This is a genomic window from Candidatus Villigracilis vicinus, from assembly GCF_016702885.1.
GTDB lineage: Bacteria > Chloroflexota > Anaerolineae > Anaerolineales > Villigracilaceae > Villigracilis > Villigracilis vicinus.
The window spans coordinates 38,333-64,514 of the sequence record NZ_JADJDD010000026.1; the positions used below are offsets into that span (position 1 = coordinate 38,333).

Here is a 26,182-nt window from a genome sequence, read left to right on the forward strand (position 1 = left end):
GTATGAGTGCTGAAAAATTCTCATCCCCTCGACGCAAGCTGGTGCGGAATTTTCTGCGTTGGCTTGCAAAGCCGGTTTTCCATGCGGTGACAGACCTTGAGATCAACGGCGCGGAGAATTTCCCTGCGTCGGGTCCACTCATTATGGTGGGGAATCACTTTAGTTTTGTCGACCCAGCCAGTTTTGTGCGAGTTTCACCGCGGGAGATCGAGTTCCTTGGCGGTGCCGAAACTCCACACGCACCAAAGCTTTCACGCATCCTTCCATACTTGTGGGGATACCATCCCTTGTATCGTGGTACAGGTGCCAAAGACTCGATCCGTGCCGCAGAAGGTATTCTCAAAGAAGGAAAAGTACTGGCGATCTTTCCGGAAGGGGGCAACTGGGCGACTGTTCTGCGCCCTGCCCGCCCTGGGACAGCATTTTTGGCGGTCAAGACAGGCGCGCCTCTCCTTCCCGTTGGCTTGGTCAACATGCCCGAAGTGCTTCCCAACCTCAAGCGTGGACGTCGCGCCAGGATACAGGTCAATATCGGTAAGCCATTCGGTCCTTTCAAAGCCGAAGGACGCGGGCAACAACTCCGTGACCAGTTGGATGAGATCGGTCATGAGATCATGCGCCGAATTGCCGAATTGCTTCCAGGGGAAAGCCGCGGGCATTACTCCGAAGACCCAATCATTCGCGAAGCTGCCAAAGGCACTGAGATATACCCTTGGGCAGATAAAGTGGAAGGACAGGTTATTGGAATGGTGCGGTGAAAACTCAACAAAATTAAATCATCATAGAATAGGGTTAACGAATCATCATTGTGGACTGTGCAAAGTTCATAATGATGATTTTGATTTTACTGATGGACTGCAGTAAATAATATTCACCGCCCAAAAAGATTGACACTCCGTCAGCACATAGTATAAGTACTACAACAGAGTCTGCTTAGAGACAGTTTCATTTGTCACGCAGGGATACATCCTGCGGATCAATGGAAAAGGTTTTTAGGCGGGTTCTTTACTTTTTAACCCCAGAGGTGTGAATGAACGCAAGTTTAAAATTAGGTGAACATTATATTTTTGATCTTTCCGATTGCAACCGCGAAGTACTCATGGATAGCGAGAAGGCTTACTCGTTGTTTTCTCAAGCTGTGCGTGATAGCGGTCTGACCGTCGTTGATGAAGGGTTTTATAAATTTAGCCCGCATGGCTTTACCTGCTTCCTGCTGCTTGCCGAATCGCATGCCAGCCTGCACGCCTGGCCTGAGTATAATTACTGTGCCATTGACCTCTTTACTTGCGCCGTCGGTCAGGATTTTATGCCCGTGCTGATGCGCCTCAAAGAAGCCTTTGGTGCAGATGATTTCGCGGTTCGCAAGCTCGACCGCGAAGCTTCTGTCGAAACCAAAATGCCGATTGCGGCTTAAGGACATTGAATGAGTATCTGGTTTACCGAAGAATTACACCCTTACTATCGTAAAGGCATCCGCGTCAAACGCGTGCTTGCCGACGAGCAGACTCAGTATCAACATCTGCAACTTGTCGAAACCGAGTTTTTTGGCAATGCCATGATCCTGGATGGCATCATCCAACTCACCGAGCGCGACAACATGGGCTATCACGAGATGATCGTGCATGTACCCATGCTCGCAGTCGGAGCGCCGAAGCGTGTGTTGATCGTCGGTGGCGGAGATGGCGGCTCGCTGAAACAAGTATTGCGATATCCATCCGTGACGGAAGCTGTGGTCTGTGAATTGGATCAGCGCGTGGTGGATCTTTCCCGCGAATACTTCGCCGCCTCCTTCGGGGACCCGTGGTCTGATCCACGCTCCAAACTGCTCGTTCGGGATGCCTTTGGCTACTTGGAAGAAAACCCCGGTCAGTTCGATGTCATCATCTCGGATACCACCGATCCTATTGGCATGGCAGAGCGACTCTTTTCAGACGAATTCCAAAAGTTGGTGGTGCGTGCCCTCGTCCCTGGCGGTGCGGCGGCGACTCAATGTGAGCAGCCCTACTTCGACACGGCGCTGATCAAGACCATATATCAATCTGCCAAAGCGCTCACGAAGAATCCTGCTTATTACTATGCCAACATTCCCACCTACCCCGGCGGCGGGATCGGTTTCATGTATGTCTCGGACACTCCTTGGGAAAATGGACTTAAGACTCCGCTTCCACCTGGTGAGAATCAATATATCAATCCTGAAATTCACAAAGCGGCATTTGCTTTGCCTGAGTTTTTCCGAAAAGAATTATACGGGTAATATATTCAAAGCCTCTGCGGTCTACACCCGGAGGCTTTTTTGTACACAAATCCAACGAAATTTTTTTCCTGATGAACAGATCTGGAAAACAGGAGTAAAACATGGACCCTATTAGAGGTTTGCATCATGTGACTGCGGTAGCAAGCGACCCACAACGTAACGTGGATTTTTATCGAAACGTGCTTGGGCAGCGGCTGGTCAAGCGCACGGTCAATTTTGACTCGCCCGATACCTATCATTTTTATTTTGCCGATGAGGTCGGCAACCCCGGCAGCGTATTGACCTTCTTTGCCTGGCCCAATATGCGCCGCGGTGTGCGTGGTAACGGCGAAACCAATGTTGTGGCATACAACGTTCCGGTTGGTTCTTTTCCGTTCTGGCAAGAACGGCTTAAACAGAATGGTATTAAAACCGAAGCCATTGACACACGGTTTGGGCAGAATGTCCTTGCCTTTTCAGACCCCGATGGGATGGGTGTGGAATTGGTCGAAGTGGAAAGCCTGCCTGCCATTCACCATTGGGAAGAGGGTCCCATTCCACAGGCTTATGCGTTACACGGGTTTCACAGCATAACCCTTTGGCTGGAGGAAGTGGAGTCAACATCCGCATTGTTAACTGAGGGAATGGGTTATCAGTTCGCAGGTGCGGAGGAGAATCGTCATCGCTTCAAAAGTGACCGGCATGCACTCGGTCACATCGTAGACCTGATTCATCGCCCCGGTAAGATGCAGGCGGGGTTCGGTGTGGGCTCCATCCATCACATCGCTTTCCGTGTGGCGAATGATGAGGAGCAGTTGACCTATCAATCCATGTTGAGTGAAGCGGGGTTCCGCGTCAGCCCGGTCATGGACCGCAGCTATTTCCATTCCATTTATTTCCGCGAGCAGGGCGGTGTCCTGTTCGAGATCGCAACCGACACTCCCGGCTTTTTGATCGACGAACCCAAAACGTCGCTGGGCGAAGCCCTGAAGCTCCCGGCATGGGTTGAACCGCAGCGTGCTGAGATCGAAGCCAGCCTGTTGCCTCTTACTCTTAATCCCATTAAAAAAGCGAGCCTCTCATGACCATGCCTCATGCAACATCTCCTGTGTATACAGCGGGCGCAAAATTGGAAGATGCCAGCGCAGCAATGATCCTCGTCCACGGGCGGGGAGCCTCGGCGCAGGATATCCTTTCCCTTTCAGCGCCTCTGAACTTTCCCGGAGTTGCCTACTTCGCCCCACAGGCGGAAGGCTCCATCTGGTACCCAAATCGATTGATCGCGCCGGTGGAATCGAACGAGCCGTATCTTTCGGCTGCCATTGCCAAGATCGACGGACTGATCAAACATATCGAGGCGAGCGGCATTCCAGTGGAAAAGATATTCATCGGCGGGTTCTCACAAGGCGCCAGCCTCTCTACTGAGTATGTCATTCGCAATCCGCGCTCGTATGGTGGTCTGCTCATTTTTAGCGGGGGTTATATTTGGCAAAGTGGAAAACCGCGCGAGGCGGTGGGGAATGTGGCGGGGATGCCGGTCTTTAATGGTTGTTCCAATGTAGATCCGTTCATTCCACTGGAACGGGTGAAGGAAACTACTGCATTGCTCACTTCTCTTGGTGCGGAAGTTACGGAGAGGGTGTATCCCAATATGGACCATACCATCATCGATGATGAGCTTGAACTGGCGAGAGACCTGATCGCGAAACGTTTGTAGAAGAGAATCTTCACAAGAAACTGAAGATCGTATTCCAAGGCTCGAACGGACCCGTTCGAGCCTTTTTATTTTGTCATGCTACCGGAATTGTATTTTAGAATGCGCGTGCTATAGTGGAATTGAAAAGAGGCGTTTTCGTCTCATTGGTGTTCCTATGAAAGCAATCTCAGAATTTTCGAAGTTTTTTCGCCCTCTGGCCTTTGTTTGCATGATCGGGGCAATGGCGTTTTCTGTGGGTACGCCTGCGCAATCAGTTGATGCGAGTGCAGCGGGGGATTTTAGTCAGATTAGTTTTGTTGCGAATATCGAAACAGCGGGAGTTGTTGTCAGCGGTTCTGGGCTGCCCGCCTCTGCGCAATTGACCTACCGTCGCAGCGGTGAGGCGAATTGGAGTCCGGGTCACCCGCTCATGCGCATCAAGGATGGACGGTTGGTGGGGAGTCTATTCAATCTGACGCAATCCACGACCTATGAGGTAAAAGTTTCGGATGGTTCCTCTGAGGTCAGCGGTACATTTACCACCCAGCCGGACGAATTATCCTTTACACCTACCAATGTAATATATGTAAACGACGACGCGTTCCCTGGCGGGGACGGTTCGATTACCGCGCCTTTTCGTACGATCCAAGAAGGTGTCAACCGGGCACTGCCTGGCTCGCAGGTTTTGGTTGCAGATGGAATTTATAAAGAGGCGGTTACATTCCCAGACTCGGGCACATCCGGGAATTGGATACAGGTCAAAGCGGAGGGGGGCGGCGCGATTTTGGATGGGTCCATTTCCATTCCGGTGGAGGAGTGGAAGCCAATGGATGGGAAGCCGAATGTCTGGTTCACGAAGGTCAACCCTGGCATTAAATATCTGGCGCGGGATGGGCTGCGGTTTTATAAGTATGATTTTCTGAACGACCTGTTGGATGCAAATGGGCACAATAATGTGCCCATGGGTGAAGGCTGGTTCTACGACCCGGTTAACGCGCGCTTGTATGTTCATACCAACCGCGAGCCGTATAAATATACATGGCAGGTGCCGCAGTTCAATGCCGCCTTTTTGGCAGAAGAGCGCGATTGGATCTGGGTCGAAGGATTTGAGATGCGTTATTACGGCACCGAATTTGGCTGCGGTGTATGCTCGAAGAACTCCTCCCATATTGTGATCCGTAAGAACAGAATTCACAACGTACAGAATCCGGTCTTTGTAGAGTGGACAGGCGGGGAAGATCGCGGCAATGATACGCGTATTGAATACAACGAGATGTCTGATCCGGTGTTCGGCGAGTGGGCGTGGAATGCCGTCAAAGGGACTTCGATGGAGTCCATGGCGATTGTCCTACGTGGACATATCGGCGCGATCGTGCGCGGAAACACCATCCATCATTATTTCAACGGTATTTACACCAGCTCATCGGCAGCATTGAATGATCCGGGTGTTGCCTTCGATGCCGATATTTATAATAACTACATTCATCACATCGGCGATGATGCGCTCGAACCGGAAGGGACGTGTGTCAACCATCGCTTTAGGAACAACCGCATCGAATCGACATTGGTGGGGATCTCACTTGCGCCTATAACCATGGGACCCGTTTGGATTTTGCGGAATACCTTCGTAAACTTTACAGCTCGTAGTGTGAAATGGGACAGAAATTCAGATGGCTGGGTTTTGATGTATCACAATACCAGTTTTACGACATTTGCCAATACACATTCTGTTGAGTTGATCAGCGCGGCACAAAATTCCATCTTGCGAAATAATATTTTTCATGCCAATGGATATTCAGTAGAAGCCCATAACCCCGGTTCGATGGGTCACGATTGGAATTACAACAACTGGTTCACTTTAAACGCCAGTACCCGCTTTGTGTGGGAAGGTATTTCGTATGCCGATTTGAATCAATTGTGCCATTCAGCAGGTTTGGATTGTAATGGGCATGAAAGTTCGCCTGGTTTATCGACAGATATGACTTTGCTGCCGAATAGCTCAAATATTGACCGCGGTATTCTGCTTCTTGGAATCAATGATCAGTTTGGTGGCAGTGCCCCAGACTTGGGCGCGTTCGAGTCTGGGTATGGCATTCCGCCTACGACCAATACGCCTGCCCCAATTACAACGGATACACCTGCACCAGCAGAGCCTGCGTTTCCGACAGTCAGTACCATTTTGCGCACAGATCCGACTCCAAGTAATGCAGAGTTGGTACATTTTAATGTGACCTTCTCTAAAGAGGTCAGCGGTGTGGACGTGGGTGATTTTATTTTGACCACAACTGGCTTGATAGCTAACTCGTCCATCACCGAGGTTTTTGGTTCAGGAAATTCATATATAGTCACGGCAAATACAGGCACGGGCGATGGGACGTTACGTCTTGACCTGGTGGATAACGATAGCATCGTGGATTCGACGTTTATTCCATTGGGCGGGGCGGGCACTGGGAACGGGGACTTTTTCGCTGGCGAAATTTACGTTAATAACAAGAACGCTCCAAGCGTGACCTCGATCTTGCGCGCAGACCCAAGCCCTACTACGGCTGGAAGCGTAGGCTTCACCGTCACGTTTTCGGAGCCTGTCACCGGCGTGGATGCGGCTGATTTTGCCGCAACCGTTATCGGCTTGAGCGATGCGGGAGTTGCATCCGTGAACGGCGCAGAGGCAGCATATACCGTCGTCGTCAATACAGGCAGCGGCAGTGGGTCGCTGCGCCTGGACCTGGTCGATAACGACAGCATTCTCGATGCGGCAGGATCTCCGTTGGGTGGTGCAGGTATGGGGAATGGCGATTTTACTGCTGGCGATACCTATATTGTGGACCGTTTGACCCCTGTCATTCAGTCCGTCTCTTTTAGTTCTGATGGGGCGCAAGACGGCTGGATCCTCGAATCAAAAGAGACTAGTAACAAAGGCGGCACACTGAATTCGAACGCTATTACCTTTAGAGTGGGTGACAATGCACAGGATAATCAGTACCGTTCGATATTGCAATTCCCCACAGCGTCGCTGCCGGATACAGCCATTATTACGCAGGCGATCTTGACTTTGCAAACTGAAAAAATCGTTGGGACAAATCCATTTGATACCCATCGTGCCATGTGGGTGGATCTGCGTCAGGGTGCCTTCGGTAGTTTCGGTCCGCTTCAGATCGGTGCGCTGCAAATATCCGATTTTCAAGCACCTGCCAGTTTGTACAATGCCGGGCTGATCCTGAACAACCCGGTGGGCGGCTGGTATTGGACGAACCTCGACGTTTCCGCCTTTCCTTATATCAATTTGAAAGGGGGCACTCAGATTCGTTTGGGCTTTCAATTGGATGATGATGACGACCGACGCGATGATTATCTTTCCTTTTTCAGTGGAAATTATGGGGTAAATTCTGCCCGCCCTCAATTAACGATCAAGTATTACGTCCCAAAATAGGAACGTGCAGATCAAAAGTACCTTCGGTTAATGAAATCTAAGCCTGAGAAGTTTTTATGCCCAGCACAGGTATAATTTACTTTTATTCAATAGACTTCTTGTAAAAGTCTATTTTTCGCCCTGCTCAAGGCGGCGTCCTCGCCGCCGGGGATTGCGGCGAGAGCACTTATGCTAATTTACTTTTATTCAATTTATCTAGAGGTTGGTGACGCATGGCAGGTATTTTTATTTCATACTCGCGTAAGGACTCTGAAGTTGCCCACAAACTGATGGCGGATTTTAAGTCCGCTGGAATGGATGTATGGGTGGACTGGGAAGACATCCCTCCTGCGGTCGGCTGGCTCGACCAGATCCTTCAGGGCATTGAGCAGGCAGATGCTTTTCTTTTCCTTGTCAGCCCGGATTCTATAAAATCTGAGGTGTGTAAAGTTGAATGGATGCACGCCAAAAAGAACGCCAAGCGCATCATCCCCATCGTTGTTCGCGACGTTGATCCAAACGCCACCGAAACCACCATCCGTGATTTGAATTGGATCTTCCTGCGGGAGACGGATGATTACGCAAAGGGGATCGATAAAGTAAAACTGGCGATCGATCTGGATGTTGAATGGTTGCGTGAACATCGTCGGTTACAAGTCCGCGCCCTGGAGTGGGATCGTAAAAAAGAAGCCAGCCTCCTTCTGCGTGGAGCCGATTTGCGCAGTGCTGCACTGATGCTGGCTACACATGGGAATGGCGACCCCAAACCTTCTGAATTGCAGGATCTATATCTTTCGGTCAGTAAACGCAGTGAGCGGGCTCGAACAGCCGTATTTATTACCGCAGCCGCAACCCTCGTCATCATGATTTTGTTATCGCTTTTTGCCATCAGCCAGCGGCAAGTTGCTTTGGAAAATGCTCAAGCTGCCGAAGTAGCAAGACAAAAGGCTGTCGAAAATGAAGAACGCGCCAAAAGCAGCGAGAAAGCTGCCGTTGCAGCCAAAGCGAAAGCGATCACGAATGAGGCGATCGCAGAAGCCCAGCGCAGTGCAGCCCGTGGGCAGATCTACCAGTCCAGAACGGGTGGCTTATTCACCAGTACATTATTTGCGATCGACTCGCTTCGCAGAAAACCGTCTGTAGAAGCGGACGATATCCTTAGAAAGAATATCAGCCTGCTGCCGATTCCTGTTAAGCAGTCTGAAAGGGAAGGCTCGATCCTCCACATAGAAATTAGTCCAGATGGTTCAACCTTTGTATCGACCAGTGAAGACGGCAGTGCCTGTCTTTCCCGCTTTGAGGATGGTCAAAATAAATTCTGTGTAAACAGCCCAGGGGCAGTTCTAGATGCGGTCTTTAGTCCCGACGGAAAGATTCTGGTCATCAGTGATTCTTCCGGCATGGTTCAAGTCTTGAACGCAAATGACGGCACACCCTTAAAACAATTCGATTGGGGAGTTTCGGTGCGCGATGTGAACATCAGCCCGGATGGAGACCTGCTTGCAATGACGCGCGATGATGCGCGTATCAATCTGATCCGGCTTTCCAGCTATGAGCCATACGGCGAGTTCTCTGTATATGGGAATTTACGCGTCACTGCCTTCAGCCCCGATGGTGAATGGTTTGCCGCCGCCTCGGATATCGGCTCGATCACATTTTGGAATTTGGGCACCAAGCAGATCATCACCGGGGGAGCGCATCGCGATGAAATATTCGAGATCGCTTTCAGCCCGAATAGTAATCAACTGATCTCAGGTAGTGCCGATAACTGCGCTGTGCTAACGAGTCCCTTCACTGGTGAGGAGATCCTGCGCGTCCTTAATGAAGACCGGGTTACGAACGTAGCCTTCAGTCCGGATGGAACCTGGTTTGTAACCGCCTCCGATGATTTTCGTATCCGTGTTTGGGATACAAAGACAGGCGAAGAGCGTCTGCGCTTTTTGCAGGATAGCGTAGTGAGTGAAGTCAAGATCAGCCCCGACGGTTTATGGATCGCATCTACCGGCTCCGACCGAACCGTGCGCGTGTGGAGCGCTGCCAGCGGCTCCGAAATGTTCCAAATCCCTTTGCGCGAAGATGGAACCGTACTGGAATTTAGCGCGGATAATCGCTATCTTGTAGCAGGAGATTTGGGAGGTAACATTTCCATTTGGGATATCTCCGCTCTTTCGATGAACACCGGATATATGCGTTTCGACGAATTTGTCTCAAATATTGAAATGAGCCCCGATGGTGGGTGGTATGCCGCTTCAGCCGGGGGAGAGGTCTGGGTATTCGACCCCGCGCTTTTTGACACGCGGATAACCCCCCAAGGCAAGCCGATCATTGATTTTCATCCGGATTTCGTTTATGACCTTGCCATTGATCCGCAGGGTAACTGGCTGGCTGCATCAACCTTTGAGGGACAGGTCGCTCTCTTTAATAAATCTCAGGGCAATACTCGCTCCATTGCGAGCGCAGGTCCTGCTCAGTTATTGGCTTTTACACCCGATGGTCAATCTCTAATTCTTGGCAGCGAAGATGGCATGCTGCAAAACCGTGGCTTGGATGGCAGTGATAATGGCATTCTCTGGCAGGCTCCCTCGGCTGTATATGCAATCGCTGTCTCCACAACGAACCAACTTGCTGTCGGCATGGATGGCAAGGTCGTCATACTTGATCTGGATACGAAAACTGTTGTGAGCGAAGTCAGTGCGCCCGGCGCAAATTATCTGCTCACATTCAGCCCGGATGGAAAAACTCTGGCGTCGAGCGCATGGTCCAGCACCTCCTCCGGGCAGACGTATGTCTGGGTATTGGAGGACGGTGAGTACGACAAACTCGCTGAATATTCGGGTCCTCCAACATCTTCCATCTTGTTTGACCCCAAAGGCAGCCAGTTGTTCCTTGGCGGTACGGATGAGATATTCGTTTACGATGCAATTACCGGCATGGAATTGAATCGCATCCGTCAAAAGAGTGATGTGACCGGGCTGACATTTTCACCCGATGGAGAAACCCTCTTTGGATCTTCTCTAAAAACCATTCAAGTTTATGATCTCACGTTAATGAAGACCATACCTGAGGAAGAGGTTGTCGCGGCGGCGTGTAGTCGTTTGACACGCAACTTTAGTACATCCGAGTGGCGCTTTTTCTTCAACGATGAGAAATATGTGCAATTGTGCCCAAACTTGCCTATCCCATAAGAATGCACCTTTAATTGTCCTTAAAAACCGCCGTCTGACCCAACGAGATGGCGGTTTTTTCATTAAAATTTTGAAAGGTGTGGGAAAACTTTTATATGTGAATAATGGTACAATTCAACGGAATTCAGTAAATTCCCATATTTAATAATAAAATTTTTAGCCTTAATTTTAGACGCTGAAGTCGCACCTCGTGCAGGGTGGAATCGCACCCAATTCAACGCACCGAGAGATTGAATGCTGAGCCATCATCATGCGAATCTTCATCTCCTATCGTCGCGCAGATAGCACCTATCACATTGGTCGCATCAAAGACAGGCTTGAATCTGCTTTTGGAAACAAAAGCGTTTTTCGTGACCTGGATGATATCCCGGCCGGGGTCGATTTTCGATCCGTGTTGGAAAAAGAAACCCATGGGTGCCAGGTCATGCTTGTTATCATTGGTCCGCAATGGGCAGGTATTACCGATTCAGTAGGGAACAAACGACTCTTCGACCCAAACGATTTTACGCGCATTGAGGTGGAGACGGGTCTCAGGGGCTTGGAACAGAACCGTATCATGGTGGTCCCAGTCCTTTTGATGAATGCCCCCATGCCATCGCCGCATGATATTCCCGAAAGTCTATTACAACTTACCTTCCAAAACGCCATCAGCATTCGCAATGATCCGGATTTCAATGCGGATATCGAACGACTCATTCGCGATATCCGCCGTTGGCGCGGATATGCCGAAGAAGATATTGCCGTTGAATATTTTGAGCCAAAAACCGTTCACATCGCAGAGGGGAAATTTTGGATGGGCAGCCCAGCGGCTCAGGGCGGACCCGGAACCGAATCGCCGGAACATGAAGTTTTTCTACCCGATTATCGCATCGGCAAGTATCCCGTAACCAATGCCCAGTTCGAAGAGTTCATTCGCGATACCGGCAGGCTGGTCACGCCCAATATGGGTTGGGACGGTCAACATTCGCCAAAAGACCGCCTCAATCATCCGGTCACGGGAATCACATTCTATGATGCCATAACCTACTGCCAATGGTTATCGGGGCGAACCGGACGGAAATACACCCTTCCAAATGAAGCTCAATGGGAAAAAGCCTGCCGTGCAGGCGGGCGAACTTTATACCCATGGGGGGATGAGTTTGAAAATGGGCGCTGTAACCACGGCGCTGCCCTGCTTGCACCAGTGGACGCCTTTCCCGCACAAAATGAATTTGGCTGCTTCGATCTGGTGGGCAACATCCGGCAGTGGACATGTTCACTTTGGGGAGAGAAGCGCCTTGCGCCTGACCCTGATTTTACATATCCATGGAAGGATGACCGGCGTAATGACCTGAATGCCAGTCGTCAGGTTCGCAGAGTGATCCGCGGCAGTTCCATGAAAGATGATACGGCTTTACTACGTTGCGCTGCTCGGAGCGGGCAGGCTCCCGATGATGCGGGGCTTCCCGGTGCTCGCAACGGTTTTCGAATTGCCATGAGTGTTTAGAAGGCAGAAAATTGTAAAAAAATTGAGGCGGTGAACGATGGGAATCAACAAAAGATTTGCAGAAGCAAGGGCAAAGCTTTCACAGGAGTCTGGGGCAAAGCCAGGAGTGTTGGATGATATTCTGCCGCGCATTAATCAAGGCATTGTGATCCCGATCGTCAGTAATTCATTTCGGGTCGAGCAGATCTTTCGCGAAGGCGGTGAAACCCTCGAAGAAGGACTGCCTTCCATTAGTGAACAGTTGACAGCAGAATGGGCCAATTTCATTGAATATCCCATGCAGGATAAAGAAAACCTGGCGCGGGTGGCGCAGTATTTTTTGGTGGAACAAAAAGACGACCCGCATGCCCGTACTAAATACATTGAATTCCTGAAGACCGTTCTACTCACCATTGCCAAAGACGACCCCAACTATGCCGACATTGCCGAACGGCTGATGCCGCGTATTCATGAAATGCGATTTTCCGAGATCGCCAATCAGCTGGATTATCCGCGCTTTGCGGATGGGGGAGAAGACCCGCTGCGTTTGCTGGCACGCCTGCCGCTGCCGATCTACGTTACCACCAGTCAAAGTGACTTTTTAGAGCGGGCGCTCGAGGCGGAAGGGAAAAAGCCGCGGACGCAGATCTGTTTCTGGTCTGGGGAGATCTCAAGCGCTTCACCCGAACATCGCACCGACCTGGACTATCTGCCGACCGTCACCAATCCGCTGGTCTATCATCTCTATGGCTTGGAAGATTACCCGCAAACCATGGTTATGAGCGAAGACGATTATCTCAATTTCCTGATCGCCATGGTCGAAGATACCAATACACTGAACCCGGTGGTGCCGCTTAGCTTGCGGCGGGCGTTGGGCGAATCGCACCTGCTGCTGCTTGGCTATCACCTGCGCGATTGGGATTTTCGTGTGATGTTCCGCTTCCTCTTGAAATTCCGGCGCGACGAATTCTCTCCACGCGGCATGGTCATTCAATTAAAGAAAGATGACCGGCGTATCGAGAACGAAGAGCGCTCTCTCGATTATCTGGGGCGCTACTTCGACCGCCGAAAATTTGATGTGGAATGGAATGATTCGGAAGCGTTCATTCAAAAGCTTTGGAATGATTGGAATACGTACAGGCAGGGACAGGCATGAATACAATCGTGAAAAATCCCTATGTGGGTCCGCGCACATTTCAAAAAGAAGATGGCGCATTCTTTTACGGCAGAGAGCGCGAAGCCCGCGATCTGCTGGCATTGATCTCCTCTGAAAAATTGATCCTGTTCTATGCCCAATCGGGCGCAGGCAAAAGTTCCCTGCTTAATACCCGCGTGATCCCGGAGCTGGAGCAGGGTGACTTTGAAGTCCTGCCCGTGGGACGTGTGCTTGGCGACCTCCCCGAAGGGGTACAGATCGAAAATGTATATGCCTTCAATTTAATGAACAGCATTTTGCAGCAAAAGACCGAGCCCGCTGTGCTGGCACACAAGACCATCCCTGAATTTCTTGCCGGGTTGGATATTAATGACAACGGCTATTACTTTGATGCAACCCGCACATCTGGTGTGAATCAGGAATTGCACTGGCGGCGTGTGCTTATCATTGACCAGTTCGAAGAGATATTCACCACCCAATTGGATGCCTGGCTCAAGCATGGTGACTTCTTCCGGCAGGTGGCGCAAGCCTTGCAAGATGACCCGTACCTGACCGTGATCCTGATCATGCGTGATGACTACATTGCTTCACTGGATCTGTACGCGCATTTGCTGCCTGGCGGGTTGCGTACCCGTTATTACATGCAGCGCCTGACCCGCGAAGCCGCATTGAAAGCGGTGAAGAATCCGGTGGAGAATATCCGCCCGTTTGCTGAAGGCATCGCTGAAAAATTGGTGGAAGACCTTTCGGGTATTTTGGTGCATAAAGCGGGTGGTATTCCGGAAGTGCAATCGGGGCAGTATGTGGAGCCGGTGCAGTTGCAGGTGGTATGTTTTTCGCTCTGGCAGAATCTACCGCCCAACGGCACCCAGATCACCGGCAACGATTTGCTTGAAGTGGGTGATGTTAATCAATCACTTGAAGTTTTCTACAACGGACGCGTGTCTGCGGTTGCCAAAGAGAAGAACTTCCCTGAACGCCTCATCCGTGAGTGGTTCGATAATGAATTGATCACCGCCAACAAGACCCGCAACATGATCTTGCAAGAGACGGGCAGCAGCGCCGGGTTGAACAATGAGGTGATCCGCGCTTTGCAAGGTGATCTGGTTCGTGGAGAGTTGCGTGCCGGGCAGATCTGGTACGAACTTTCTCATGACCGTTTGATCGAGCCGGTGAAGACCAGTAACCGCAAATGGTTTGAGCAGAATCTGAGTGTATTTCAACAGCGTGTGTTGTTGTGGGGGCAGCAAGGTCGCAGTGAAGGCGTGCTGCTCAATGAGCAGGAACTGGCTCAGGCGGAGAAGGAAGCGGCTGCTCTTAATCTCACCACAGAAGAACAGGAATTCCTTGAACAATCCAGCAAGCAGGTGCGTCGCCGCAAACGTGACCAAATGCAGCGCCGCATGATCTTTGTTGGGTTTGTGGCTGCCATCATTGCGTTGGTGGTTGCGATCGGGTTTGGGGTGCAAGCCAATGGTGAAAAGACCAAGGCAGAAAGAGCCGAACAGGAACAGGCAAAGTCGGCGCAGGAAGCCAATGAGGCGAAAGTTAAAGCGGAGGAACAGGCAGAGCTCGCTCTGGCTGGCAGCCTTGCTGCGCAGGCAGATTCGGTCAAGAACAGTGACCATGCGCAGGCTTTGCTGTTGAGCATGGAAGCTTTCAAGCGTGATGAGTCCAGCCTGCTAACACGTTCAACTTTGTTCAACCTGCTTGAATTCGTGCCTTACACCCGTCTGTTCGGTTATCAAGGACCTGTCGGCAGTGTGGCGGTCAGCCCGGATGGCACTGTCTTCGCTGCTTCGAGCTGCCGCGAGTACGACAACAATCAATGTAAATACGGCGAGATCATCCTCGCCGACTCAAATGGTCAGCCGTTGGGGAAAGTGCTTGGCGATTACGGCATTGCCAATTCGTTGGTGTTCCATCAATACGACGGAACGCTTTTGTTGGCTGCTGGCGGATGTGTGCCGGTGGATGACCAATACCAGGGCTGCACCGATAACAAGGGGCAGATCACTCTTTGGGATGTGACAAATGCGGCAGAGCCGAGTCTGCTTGCCGATGTGCGCCAAAATCATAACAACCAGATCAAGACCCTTGCCATCAGTCCCGATGGCATGTTGCTGGCATCAGGCGCATTCGATACGCATATCATCATTTGGAATATTACAGACCTGAAGAAGCCCACAATGAAAGGTGCGCCGCTCACCGGACATTCCAGCTTTGTGAACAGCCTGGCATTCAGCCCCGATGGGGCAGTCCTTGTTTCGGCAGGCGATGACCAACAGATCATTTTATGGGATGTATCGCAGTCATCTTATGCGCAGATGATCGGAGAGCCGATCGTTCAGCATACATCTGCGGTCAACTTTATTGCTTTCGACCCTCAGGGTGTTAAGTTTGCCTCGGTCAGTGATGACCGCACGGTGGTGCTATGGGATTGGAATGCAGCAGCACAGCAATTGCAGGATCCGAACATCCTTGGCGAACATGGCGGCTATGTGCGCAGCGTGGCATTCAGCGCCGACGGTACTTTGCTTGCCTCGGTCGGTTTCGATAACAAGATCATGCTCTGGCAGGCAGATACAGGCGATCAGGTGGGTCTGCCGCTGGTGGCGCATACCAAGCCCGTCAATGCCGTGGCATTCGGCAAGTTGGCAGATGGGGAACCCTATCTCATTTCCGGCGGCGATGACCGTGTAGTTGTGCGTTGGGACCTCTCCACGTTTAGCCCGCTTAGCCAGCCGGTAACGAATGCCCCTGCTCCCAGCGATGTGGGCACAAGCGCCTCCAGTGGTGATATTCAAGCAGAAGTGGTGGATGAACAGAAGATTCGTCTCAGTGACAACGATACCCTTTTGACGGAACACACCGGCTCCATCCACGACTTGAGCCTGGGCACTCTTTCAGGAAAAGTGTTGCTCGCCTCAGCCAGTGACGACCTGACCGTGATCGTGTGGGATGTGACCAACCCAGCCGCTGCCCTGCCGTTCTTAAAACTGGAAGGCTTCGAACGCCCGGTGATGGCTGCCTACTTTGACGGTTCTTACCTTGTAACCGTGGAGAAGGGGCAAAGCGAAGACTACGGACGTACCATCCGTTGGAACATTGATCCGCTCACGTGGGTGGGGCTGGGCTGTAACGCCGCTCATCGCAACCTGACCGAACTTGAAGTGGAACGCTTTATGCAGAGACAAGCCATTCTCAATTCTTGCCCGGTGAATCCTTAAAGGCGTTGGAGGAATACTATGAAAACAAAACTATGGACGACCGTCTTTGTCGTTGGTCTGTTGATCTTATTGACCCACTTCGTATGGGTCACTCCTGCGTTGGCAGATGATGTCACCCCGCCGCCTGTTCCCACCGAAGAGGTGGTTGTAGAAACGCTGCCCCCAACCGAGGAACCCGTGGCGGAAGTATTGCCCATCGAACCTGTCGCTACAGAAGAACCTGTAGTTGTTGAGCCCGTAGCAACGGAGCCGCCTACAACAGAAGAACCCATCCCCGTGGACTTGCTCCAAGACCTGCCTGCAGATACCTCCCTTGTCGTGCTGGGCGAAAATGGCGAAGTCCTGCCGCTTGCCACACAAGAGGCGGCGGAGGTTATCGCAATTGCAGATCCGATTTGGTGTCCAGTTAATGTATCACCAACTCCCGGTGCAAATGGATGTACATCATCATTTGCTAGTTTATCTGATCTGGTTGCCGGGTTTGTGCCAACTGGAAATGGAACTATATGGATTGAATCGGGGAATCAGGGTGGCAGTGCTGCAATCATTAATGGCACCACCTATAACTTCCCTGGCATGATAGGGAATTGGTCTGCTGCCAAATCCTATGATTTGACGTTGCAAGGCGGTTGGAGTGGTGTAAGTGGAGATTCTGGACGATTGGAGAAAACTCAGTATTTAATGTTCCAATAGTAGTTGTATGGTGGAGTGGCGATCTTACTATTAACAATATTACTGTTACGGGTGTTACGAATCCAGTATTGTATCCAACAACCATTGACTGGGTAAATCGGGAAACCGAGACAATAGGTGTATACGGATTACAATTAACTCGTGTCAAAAAAACAAGCATTAATAAAAGTAATTTTAACAACAATACTAATGGCGCTTGGATTATGGGGTGGGAAAATCCAATAGAACCAAGAACTGAGCAAATGCCTTTATATATATCGAATAGTACTTTTAATAATAATTCTTACGCTGGATTGTTTGGTGGGCATTTCTCAGATATGTATATAGTTAATAGCGAATTTAATGGTAATCATAATAAAGGCGCACATATACAGGACTCAAATGGCGTTGTGGAAATTTCTAATAGCCACTTCGATAATAACTCGCTTGAAATGGGTTTTTGGCTTAAGAATTGGGATTCATACTACCCAAATGGGAAAAGTGTAACTATTACAGATAGCACATTCAACAATAATGTTGCTGGCATGCATGTCCAAACAAGTGGAATTTTTACCTTGAATAGTGTTTCTGCTTCCGGTAATAATAAAGGTGATAATGTCTCGGGTAATAGTGGCGTTGCTGCTTACGGTTATGGAAGTATTTTTGTAAATGGAGGTAATTATTCAAATAATTCGCATTGTGGTCTGTATATAGAATCAACTGTCTCAATTATGCTTAACGGTGTGACTGCAACTGACAATGAAGCATGTGGCTATTATGCATTGGCACCGTCTCTCACAATTGTGGAGGCAGAAGTACAATCTTCGCCTGTTGGAATTTTAGAATTCCTAGGTACTTCCACCGGCTCACAGATCGAATTCGAACTTTCCTGTGCAGACCGCAGTAACTACTATGCTACCCTGCCTAATGAAGACAAGATCCAGATCGTTTGCCCAGTAACTGGCAAAGCGATCATCAAGCGTTTGAACAACACAGCCATTCCCGGGGAGTTGCCAGCGGGCTACACCTATGCTTCAGCATTCTCGCTGGATATTCTGCAAAGCGGCAAGTCAATCTCCTACATCAGCGAGGGCGGGCGGGTCAACGTCTCCTTTGATGTGCCGAACCTGGAAGAAGGCACTGTCTACACCCTGCTGTATTGGGACAATGGCAGCTGGCTCCCGCTCAAAGATTTCATGCTGGATGAGAACGGCAATCCGCGTGAATTCAACCTGCATCCGAATGATCCGCGCATGATTCTGAGCGGATTGAAACTCGTCTTCGAAGACGGCACACCCCGCCTGGAACTCTCCACCAATTTCCCCGGCATCTTCGTATTGGTGCAACGCTAAAAGGCGAAACTTTCACACAGAAAGACGGTAGAGCAAGGCAGTCCAAAACTTAGGGCTGCCTTGCTCTTATTTTTTTACACAATCCAACATCGCCTGCCAGGCGATCTCCACATCTATTTCTTGGGTGCGCCAATTGCTGAATGCAGCCCGAATGCCGGGAGTGCCGAGGTAGGTGGTCGGTGTCATGAACACCCGCCCGTCCTCGCGGAGGTCTGCCAGAAATGTTTTCACTTTTTCTGCAGTGACCTCTCCGCTCAAGGTAAAGCAGACCACGTTCATGCGTACCGGGGCGAGCAGGCGGAACTCCTTGCTGGCTTCGATCCTGTCGCCCAGCAGCTTCGCCGTTTCACAATTTCGCTCAACGATATCCTGATAGCCTTCCTTCCCATAGGCCATCAAACTGAACCAGGCAGGCAGGGCACGCAGGCGGCGTGAATTCTCAGGTGTAAGGTGAATGAAATCCACTGGTTCTGAGATCGGACCCAGGTAGGCAGCACTGTTTTGGAAGACCGAAATTTGCAGGTCACGGTGCCGGGTAAAGACCATCGCCGAATCATAGGGCACGTTCAACCATTTATGTGCATCGATGGTGATGCTGTCCGCATGTTCAATGCCGTTGAGCAAATGCTTGAACTTTGGTGAGCAAGCCGCAAACCCGCCGAACGCCGCATCCACATGCAGCCAGAAATTAAATTCAGACTTCAGCGCCGCGATGGCTTGAACATCATCAAAGTCCACTGTGTTGACCGTGCCCGCATTGGCGATGACAATGCACGGCTCGCCGTTCAACGTTTCCAAAGCTTTTCGCAATTCGACGACGTTCATCGCCTCTCGATTTTCGGGCAGTCTGGCGATCACTTTCAGGGAGTTTCGCCCCAGCCCAAGCATTGCCATGGCTTTGAACGAGCTGCTATGCGCTTCACAACTCAAGACCTTTACGGGCGGAATTGCCTGCAGCCCTTCCTGCGCTACGGACTTGCCCGACTGCTGACCGATCCATTCACGTGCAATGGCTAACGCTGAAAAGTTAGACATCGTCGCGCCCGAAACGAACGTCCCTGAGAAAGAAGCGGGCAGCCCAAACAATTCACCCAGCATATTCAGCGCTTCCATTTCAATATCCGGTGCCACAGAATTAGCGGCATGGCTCAAATTCAGGTCATAAATGCTGGTCAGCCAATCTCCGATCACCGCCGCGGGAGTCGTGCCTCCGGTGACCAGCCCCCAGAAGCGCGGTCCATTGCTGGCGGGCATGGCGTCACCGTAGCGTTTGAGAAAGAGTTCCAGCGTTTTTTCTGCACCGATCCCGGGCAGGGGAATGCCAGGGTTTTCCTTTTTCAAATACCCGGTTGCGGGCGGGCGTTGTTCGATGGAATCAAGGTACTGCTTGGAAGATTCTTTGGTCTTTTCAAGCAGGTGGTTGAAATTTGCAAGGTCGTTTTTAAGAAGTTGATGCATGGTCACCTCAAAAGATTTTGGTCACATGAATTCATGTGACCAAAAAGATTCTACACTACCGCTTATTGAATAGATCCTATCCGAGCACCTGATCCAACCCGCGGCGCGGACTGGGAGACGCGGCGGTTGTGGGGTGTCCCATGCGGAAGGGCATGATGCCTGTCCAATTTTTATCGCCGATCAGTTCTGCAATTGCATTTCCAAATTCAGGTTCAATGCCAAGTTGCGCTTCGCGATCGGCGCGTTCGGTCATTTGGTTGAGGGGCTGCATGGCAAGTCCCTGCGTGGTTGCCCACAAGTGAATGCGCTGCCAGACCTGCCCGCATTGCAGACGTTGGGTATTGTCCCTGCCGTTGTTCACCGCCAGAATGCCAAACGCCCCGGCAGATGGAATGTAAATATCGCGCACGTTTTTGACAAAAGATTGATCGTTCGATGAACGCGACATATCGGGTAAAAACTTTGCCGCGCCCAAAATGAAAGGCGGGATACCTTGCGCGTCTAGGGTGATGCCATCGGCGTTTTCCTGCAATTCATCCCAATCCTGCCGCCACCATTTGTGACTGTCCATGCTTTGCTGCTCGTCAGCCACAAGGGCTTCAGCGGCGGCAATGGCAACTTCGCCAAATCTTTTATGGGATGAAGAACCACGCATCCAAATTAAGCGGACAGTTGATTCTGTTACCAGGGCATTGATTCCGCTGAAGGTGGATTCGTCCACGCTGCGGGTTGTATCGTAGGCGGCGCGATTGGTGTGGCGCTGGGGAATCGCTTCGAATAGCGGGGAAGTGGCAGGCGATGATTCGGTCAGGGAAATGCTTGCGGCGTGTAGTTCAGTTGTCGGGTCGGGCATGAGGCGGATGTCTGCTTTGAATCCTTCGGCTTCGGCGGCGAGTCGCATGTTTTCGAGCGCACAGCCGAGTCCGATATACATCTCGCGGCGGAAGGGATCGATCACACCGATCTGCCGTTCTGGTGCAGCGAACAGGTCGATCATTGATTCGGAAATGCGGAAGATCCACGGCTGCGAGTTGTGCGGGTTGGATGCGAGGATGCCCGCCGCAACGATCCGTTCGAGCGGATTTGTCGCGTCGCGCCAGTTTTTCCACGCTTCGTAGGCAACACCTTGACCTGCACTAAACATGCCCTGATCTGCGGCGCGGAATATACTTCCACCGACCGCGGCAATGAGTGTTACGCCGCCAAGTTTAAGAATGTCACGTCTTGTTAATTTCATCTTATTTCCCTATCACCCCCAAATGAGTATGTTGAAATGCGTCGGGGTACTTTAGCCCATAACCAAGGATGCGATCCATGCTGGAGTGCCCGAAGAGCATAATGCCTGTAAGCTGCAAAGGGGTGTTGGCAAGGGCAATGCCGAGCACATAAAGGCTGATTCCTACGGCTTTGTGATGAACGCTGTTATACGTCCACGCGCCGACTTTTGGATTTACCAGGTAGCCCACCATGCTGAGGTCGGGCACGAACAAAAGGACGGGATACCACCACCAGGCAATCTGTAAAGTTGAGAACAGGAAAATACTAAATGCGAACATGGACAGTTCTTCGAGCTTAAGGATATTTTTCACGCTTCCACTCCCATGACCTTGGATAATTGCGCGGTCATCATATTGTTTGAAAATGTATTTACTGCAAAATTGCGCATGGCGCATGCCAACGGATTTTCCATTTGTGCTACACGTCCGATCTGCCAGGATTGATTTGTGATGAAGGCTGTGCGCGGTTTGCGGCGGGTCTCGTATTCTTGAAAGGCGGTTTCAATGGCGGCGTTTTTTACCAAACATTGCCCCAGCACATCAGCAGACTCGATCGCCATACACGCACCTTGCCCCATGTTGGGAGTGGTGGCATGTGCCGCGTCGCCGAGCAAGGTAATGCGCCCCGAACTCCATTGTTTCATGGGTGCGAAATCTGAAATATCGTTATGCAAGATCGCTTCGGCGGGAGTGGCTTCGAGCAAGTGCTTTATCGGATGGTGCCAGCTGCCAAAAATCTTAAGCAGCATATTCTTGCGCTCATGGAGCGGATAGGTGACGCCTTGTTGTGCATTGGCAGTCGCGAACCAATAGATCCGTTCTGTGTCCATGCGAATGATCCCAAAGCGATATCCGCGCCCCCAGGACTCAGAAGTAATGCCAAGCGCGGCTTCGTCCTGACTGGTGACTGCTCCGCGCCAGGCTGTGTAACCAGAGTAGCGCAGGCTCACTTGCGGGAACAACTGTCGGCGGATGACTGAGCGGACGCCATCTGCGCCGATGAGAAAATCTGCGCGTGCTTCGCTTCCATCTTCGAAGCGAGCTGTTACACCATCCGGATCCTGATCCACGCTGATACATGGCGCTCCCAGCCGAACAGCCCCTTCGGGTAGGGCGCCCAACAAAACCTTGTGCAGTGCGGCACGATGGATGGCAATGCCAGGTGCGCCAAATAGATCTTCATAGTTGCTCATGTCCGTTTCTGCAAGGACATCGCCTGTGTGGGTGCGGATCTGTGTGCGCATGATCTTCGAACCAGCGGCAATGGCTTGCTCTGCCAATCCCATACGTCTTAGCGAACGGACTGCATTTGCGGCGAGCACCAGTCCTGCCCCCACATCGCCGAGCATTTCGGCTTTTTCAAAGACTGTTGTTTTGATCCCGTTATTTTGCAGGGCGATCGCAGTACACAGTCCGCCTACGCCTGCGCCAATGATGATGGCTGTTCTCATGCTGCCTCCAGATATGGTTTGTAATGCTGCACCATGATCTCCACCGCCTCGGTCAGCGCGGTTTCGTTGATCTTTTGCCCCATACTTTCGGCATAGGAAAGCCAGGTATTCCCCAGCACCCAGCCAATGAGCACCACCTTATGCAATTCTTCGGGGTGAAGGTCGCTTCGGACTACGCCTTCACCTGCCAGTTGTTTAATCAGATTTTCCTGCTCTGTTACGCGATACTCTTGGATCTCACGAAACCGCTTGGCAAGAACTTTGTCATTGCGGAGCAGTGCGGCAAACTCGCGATAAAAGAAACGATATTTCCAAATAATGCCAAAGTTCAGGCGCATGAGTTGCCGCAGCGTATCGAGTGTGAACTGTCCCTGGGCGGGTTGGTAGATCACATCGAACTCCTGAAACATCACCTCCAAAATGGCGCGGATGACCTCTTCCTTGTTGCGGTAGTGATATTGCAAATTCCCTGCGCTCATACCCAAAGACTCTGCCAGCGCATTCATGGATATGGATGCCGTGCCCGATTCGTTGAATAGCTCAATGGCTTTTTGAAGAATATTGGCTTTTGTCAGTTCCGATGCCTTGTATATTCGTGGGGACATGCTTTCTCCTGATTTAGTATGTATTTACTAATTTAGTATATTTATACTAAATTGTCAAGGGTGTGAAATTAACGTTGTATCCCCTATAAAACGGATAAGACCAACTCTTCTCGCGGGTATAATTCTCTGGATATTTTTTGTTTTGCCCACTTTGAATCGAAAGGAAGATTTTCATATTATGCAGCTATCGGAAAATGGAAAATGGTTTGTAGAGAAAGTGTTGATTCCACTGCTTGTGGCAGCTATTGCGGCATATGCAACACTGACTGTTGCTGGGATATTCCCTAGTCCATTTGGGAAGAGTGAAGCCCGATCGGCGACCTTCTCTTCACTTTCCTCGAATTCTTCTGTGAATTCCCTGAATGAGGGGCAGGTGTTGACATCACCAAACAAGCAGCATGAGTTGAAGATCGAAAATGGAAATGTGATTCTTTATTCGAACGGCAGCATTGCCTGGATGACAAACACGGAATGGAGTGGGGGGAATCATTTGGTCATGCAAGGTGATGGCAATCTTGTTCTATATGCTGACGAAAGATTTGTATGGAATACTGACACCCCGGAAGATCCGCCCGCAAAATCATATACCTTCAGTATTTTGGATAATGGCAATTTAGTCGTTTCTAATAGTACGGGTAAGATGATATGGTCGATCAAGTAACTAATTGTTAATCAAAAAACCGAAGCCATTAGCTTCGGTTTTTATTTTTACACCAGCATTCTTACAGGATTTTCAAGGAACCCAGCCAGTGCTTGCATGAACTGGGCGGCTTCGGCGCCGTCGCTGACGCGGTGGTCAACGGAGATGGTGGCTTTCATGCGCGAGCCGATCTTGATCTCACCGTTCGCGACCACGGGCGTTTCCTTGGCGGAGCCGATGGCGAGGATGGCAGCCTCAGGCGGGTTGACGATGGCGATGAATTCTTCCACGTCATACATGCCGAGGTTGGAGGTGGAGAAGGTCGAGCCGTCCACGTCTTCTGGCTTGACCTTGCCATCACGGGCTCGGGCAGCCATGGTTTTGATCTCGCCTGAGATCTGGCGCAGGGATTTGATGTCCGCATCTTTTACGACGACGGTCATGAGTCCGCCGGGGACGGTGACGGCTACACTGACGTTGACATGCCCGAACTGGATGATCTCGTTGCCTTTGAGGGTGGCATTGAGGTTGGGATATTGACGCAAAGTGAGCGCGGCGGCTTTGATGATGAAGTCGTTGACGGAGACCTTTTCATTATCAGGCAGGTACGCATTGATCTGTTTGCGCATGTCCATGACCGCTTCCATCTTGTACTCGTGAGTCACATAGAAGTGGGGGATGGTCTGCTTGGATTCGACAAGGCGGCGACCAATGGCTTGGCGCAGTTTGGTGGTTGGGATGGCTTTGTCTTCAGTAGAAACAGGTAATTGGTAATTGGTAATTGGTTGCGCAGACTGTTTACTGGTTACTGATGACTGCCCACTGGATAGTGTGGCTTCTATATCTTTGCGCACCACACGTCCGCCAGGACCTGAGCCCTGAACAGAGGCGAGGTTAACACCATTATCTTTGGCAACTTTGCGCGCGAGAGGCGATGGCTTTTACGGGACCGCCATCAGCGATGGACGAGGATTGGCAACGGGGAAGCTGCTTGGGTTGTTGAAGCAGGCTTCTCTTGAGTCTGAGGCGCAGCTGTGGTTTTTGGTCCATTGTCTGCGGTCGGTTTTGCATCCACTTTTTCACCTGCAGCACCAACGATGGCAATCGGTGCATTGACGGGAACCATGGTACCTTGTTCCGCAATATGTGAAAGGACGACACCGCTCGCGGAAGATTCAACTTCCACAGTGGCTTTGTCGGTTTCGATCTCGGCGAGCACGTCGCCTTTGTTGATATTTTCGCCCACCTGCTTCACCCAGCGGACGAGCAGACCTTCTGCCATGTCGAAGCCGAGTTTGGGCATGGAAATTGTTTCAGCCATTATTTCAAGACCTCCTTTGCCGCGGCGACGATATCGTGAACTTGCGGGAGAGCGGCTTGTTCGAGGGTGCGGTTGTAGGGAAGGGGAACTTCCTTTTGCGCCACACGGATGATGGGTGCGTCAACATAATCGAAGGCTTCTTCGTAGATGCGGCTTACGATTTCGCTGCCGACACCGTAAGACTTCCAACCTTCTTCAACGACAATAGCACGATTGGTTTTCTTGAAGGATTCGAGCACGGGTTCCATGTCGAGCGGGCGCAGGGTGCGCAGGTCCACGATCTCAGCTTCGATGCCTTGCTTGCTGAGTTCGTCGGCAGCCTTCATGGAGAGTTCAAGACCCTTGCAGTAGGTGACAATGGTGAGGTCTTTGCCGGGGCGCTGAATTTTCGATTTGCCGATCGGGATGGTGTATTCGCCTTCGGGTACTTCGCCACGGACCTGGTACATGGTGGCGTGTTCGATGAAGAGAATCGGATCATTCGAACGAATGGCGGATTTCAAAAGACCCTTGGCATCTTCCGGCGTTCCGGGGCTGACGACTTTCAGACCGGGGAAGTGCGCGAAGATGGCGTCGGGAGTCTGCGAGTGGGTAGCGCCAAGCTGACGTCCACCGCCGCCGACAGCGCGGATGACGAGCGGCAGCATGAACTGCCCGCCGAACATGTAGCGCAGTTTGGCAGCTTGATTGACGATGTAATCCATCGCCGAGAAGGCGAAGTTGATGGTCATCAACTCAGCGATCGGGCGTTGACCGACCATTGCCGCGCCGATCGCACCGCCAAGAATGGCGTTCTCTGCGATGGGGGTGTCCTTCACGCGGTCAGGTCCGTATTTGTCGTAAAAACCTTTGGTGACGGCATAAGTGCCGCCCCAAACGCCCACTTCCTCGCCCATGATAAAGACAGCGGGGTCGCGGTCCATTTCTTCCATTAAAGCTTGCGAGATCGCCTCGCGCATGGTTATCTTAGCCATAGTATGTTCGTTTCCTTGTAAAACGATATTCGATACTCGAGAGATCGAAGTTCGATTA

General features: G+C 51.1%; 21 protein-coding genes and 1 pseudogene. 13 read left to right on the plus strand and 9 right to left on the minus strand.

Features of this window, described 5'->3' with window-relative positions; all coding sequences use genetic code 11:
• The first annotated feature begins 2 nt into the window (after nucleotides 1-2).
• The 12 genes from IPG80_RS18820 to IPG80_RS18875 all read left to right on the plus strand — a co-directional run bounded on the left by IPG80_RS18820 (nucleotide 3) and on the right by IPG80_RS18875 (nucleotide 18,398).
• Nucleotides 3-758 (plus strand): lysophospholipid acyltransferase family protein, encoded by a 756-nt coding sequence (locus tag IPG80_RS18820; RefSeq protein WP_345110262.1) that lies wholly within the window; start codon nucleotides 3-5, stop codon nucleotides 756-758.
• A gap of 272 nt (nucleotides 759-1,030) precedes the next feature.
• Entirely contained in the window at nucleotides 1,031-1,414 is a 384-nt protein-coding gene (speD, locus tag IPG80_RS18825; protein WP_345110264.1) for an adenosylmethionine decarboxylase, read from the plus strand.
• A gap of 9 nt (nucleotides 1,415-1,423) precedes the next feature.
• Nucleotides 1,424-2,254: a polyamine aminopropyltransferase gene (gene speE, locus IPG80_RS18830; RefSeq protein WP_345110267.1), complete on the plus strand. Its 831-nt coding sequence runs from the start codon at nucleotides 1,424-1,426 to the stop codon at nucleotides 2,252-2,254.
• 101 nt (nucleotides 2,255-2,355) lie between these two features.
• Nucleotides 2,356-3,318: a ring-cleaving dioxygenase gene (locus tag IPG80_RS18835; RefSeq protein ID WP_345110269.1), complete on the plus strand. Its 963-nt coding sequence runs from the start codon at nucleotides 2,356-2,358 to the stop codon at nucleotides 3,316-3,318.
• Nucleotides 3,315-3,950 carry a phospholipase gene (locus tag IPG80_RS18840; RefSeq protein ID WP_345110271.1) on the plus strand — a complete coding sequence of 212 codons (636 nt, stop codon included), beginning with the start codon at nucleotides 3,315-3,317 and terminating at the stop codon, nucleotides 3,948-3,950. Before IPG80_RS18835 ends, IPG80_RS18840 begins: the two co-directional genes overlap by 4 nt.
• A 220-nt stretch (nucleotides 3,951-4,170) precedes the next feature.
• Nucleotides 4,171-7,359 (plus strand): DNRLRE domain-containing protein, encoded by a 3,189-nt coding sequence (locus tag IPG80_RS18845; protein WP_345110274.1) that lies wholly within the window; start codon nucleotides 4,171-4,173, stop codon nucleotides 7,357-7,359.
• 212 nt (nucleotides 7,360-7,571) lie between these two features.
• Complete coding sequence (locus IPG80_RS18850) at nucleotides 7,572-10,523, plus strand: TIR domain-containing protein (protein WP_345110277.1); 2,952 nt, start codon at nucleotides 7,572-7,574, stop codon at nucleotides 10,521-10,523.
• Between the two features lie 250 nt (nucleotides 10,524-10,773).
• On the plus strand, nucleotides 10,774-12,009 hold the full coding sequence (locus IPG80_RS18855; RefSeq protein WP_345110280.1) for an SUMF1/EgtB/PvdO family nonheme iron enzyme: 1,236 nt from the start codon (nucleotides 10,774-10,776) through the stop codon (nucleotides 12,007-12,009).
• Nucleotides 12,010-12,046: 37 nt separating this feature from the next.
• Nucleotides 12,047-13,144: an SIR2 family protein gene (locus tag IPG80_RS18860; RefSeq protein WP_345110283.1), complete on the plus strand. Its 1,098-nt coding sequence runs from the start codon at nucleotides 12,047-12,049 to the stop codon at nucleotides 13,142-13,144.
• Nucleotides 13,141-16,374 carry a hypothetical protein gene (locus IPG80_RS18865; protein ID WP_345110286.1) on the plus strand — a complete coding sequence of 1,078 codons (3,234 nt, stop codon included), beginning with the start codon at nucleotides 13,141-13,143 and terminating at the stop codon, nucleotides 16,372-16,374. Before IPG80_RS18860 ends, IPG80_RS18865 begins: the two co-directional genes overlap by 4 nt.
• An 18-nt stretch (nucleotides 16,375-16,392) precedes the next feature.
• Complete coding sequence (locus IPG80_RS18870) at nucleotides 16,393-17,067, plus strand: hypothetical protein (protein ID WP_345110289.1); 675 nt, start codon at nucleotides 16,393-16,395, stop codon at nucleotides 17,065-17,067.
• 68 nt (nucleotides 17,068-17,135) lie between these two features.
• On the plus strand, nucleotides 17,136-18,398 hold the full coding sequence (locus tag IPG80_RS18875; protein WP_345110292.1) for a right-handed parallel beta-helix repeat-containing protein: 1,263 nt from the start codon (nucleotides 17,136-17,138) through the stop codon (nucleotides 18,396-18,398).
• Between the two features lie 66 nt (nucleotides 18,399-18,464).
• Here the strand turns inward: IPG80_RS18875 and IPG80_RS18880 are convergent, their stop codons facing one another.
• The 5 genes from IPG80_RS18880 to IPG80_RS18900 form a co-directional block, all read right to left on the minus strand.
• Entirely contained in the window at nucleotides 18,465-19,856 is a 1,392-nt protein-coding gene (locus IPG80_RS18880) for a pyridoxal-dependent decarboxylase (protein ID WP_345110294.1), read from the minus strand.
• Nucleotides 19,857-19,932: 76 nt separating this feature from the next.
• On the minus strand, nucleotides 19,933-21,093 hold the full coding sequence (locus IPG80_RS18885; protein WP_345110297.1) for a hypothetical protein: 1,161 nt from the start codon (nucleotides 21,091-21,093) through the stop codon (nucleotides 19,933-19,935).
• A gap of 1 nt (nucleotide 21,094) precedes the next feature.
• Nucleotides 21,095-21,445 (minus strand): DUF4260 domain-containing protein, encoded by a 351-nt coding sequence (locus IPG80_RS18890; protein WP_345110301.1) that lies wholly within the window; start codon nucleotides 21,443-21,445, stop codon nucleotides 21,095-21,097.
• Nucleotides 21,442-22,584: an FAD-dependent monooxygenase gene (locus IPG80_RS18895; RefSeq protein WP_345110304.1), complete on the minus strand. Its 1,143-nt coding sequence runs from the start codon at nucleotides 22,582-22,584 to the stop codon at nucleotides 21,442-21,444. The genes IPG80_RS18890 and IPG80_RS18895 overlap by 4 nt, the downstream gene beginning before the upstream one ends.
• On the minus strand, nucleotides 22,581-23,189 hold the full coding sequence (locus IPG80_RS18900) for a TetR/AcrR family transcriptional regulator (protein ID WP_345110307.1): 609 nt from the start codon (nucleotides 23,187-23,189) through the stop codon (nucleotides 22,581-22,583). Before IPG80_RS18900 ends, IPG80_RS18895 begins: the two co-directional genes overlap by 4 nt.
• A 178-nt stretch (nucleotides 23,190-23,367) precedes the next feature.
• Between IPG80_RS18900 and IPG80_RS18905 the strand changes: the two genes are divergently transcribed.
• Nucleotides 23,368-23,850, plus strand: a complete 483-nt coding sequence (locus IPG80_RS18905; protein ID WP_345110310.1) for a hypothetical protein — start codon at nucleotides 23,368-23,370, stop codon at nucleotides 23,848-23,850.
• 47 nt (nucleotides 23,851-23,897) lie between these two features.
• Here IPG80_RS18905 and IPG80_RS18910 read toward each other — a convergent pair whose 3' ends face one another.
• The 4 genes and pseudogenes from IPG80_RS18910 to IPG80_RS18925 form a co-directional block, all read right to left on the minus strand.
• Nucleotides 23,898-24,686, minus strand: coding sequence for a dihydrolipoamide acetyltransferase family protein (locus IPG80_RS18910; RefSeq protein ID WP_345110313.1), 789 nt, complete (start codon nucleotides 24,684-24,686; stop codon nucleotides 23,898-23,900).
• Nucleotides 24,678-24,752, minus strand: a pseudogene (locus IPG80_RS18915) (E3 binding domain-containing protein); the annotation flags it as partial. The gene IPG80_RS18910 and the pseudogene IPG80_RS18915, both read right to left, overlap by 9 nt.
• Nucleotides 24,753-24,784: 32 nt before the next feature.
• On the minus strand, nucleotides 24,785-25,150 hold the full coding sequence (locus tag IPG80_RS18920) for a biotin/lipoyl-containing protein (RefSeq protein ID WP_345110316.1): 366 nt from the start codon (nucleotides 25,148-25,150) through the stop codon (nucleotides 24,785-24,787).
• Nucleotides 25,150-26,124: an alpha-ketoacid dehydrogenase subunit beta gene (locus tag IPG80_RS18925; protein ID WP_345110318.1), complete on the minus strand. Its 975-nt coding sequence runs from the start codon at nucleotides 26,122-26,124 to the stop codon at nucleotides 25,150-25,152. The genes IPG80_RS18920 and IPG80_RS18925 overlap by 1 nt, the downstream gene beginning before the upstream one ends.
• Nucleotides 26,125-26,182 lie beyond the last annotated feature (58 nt).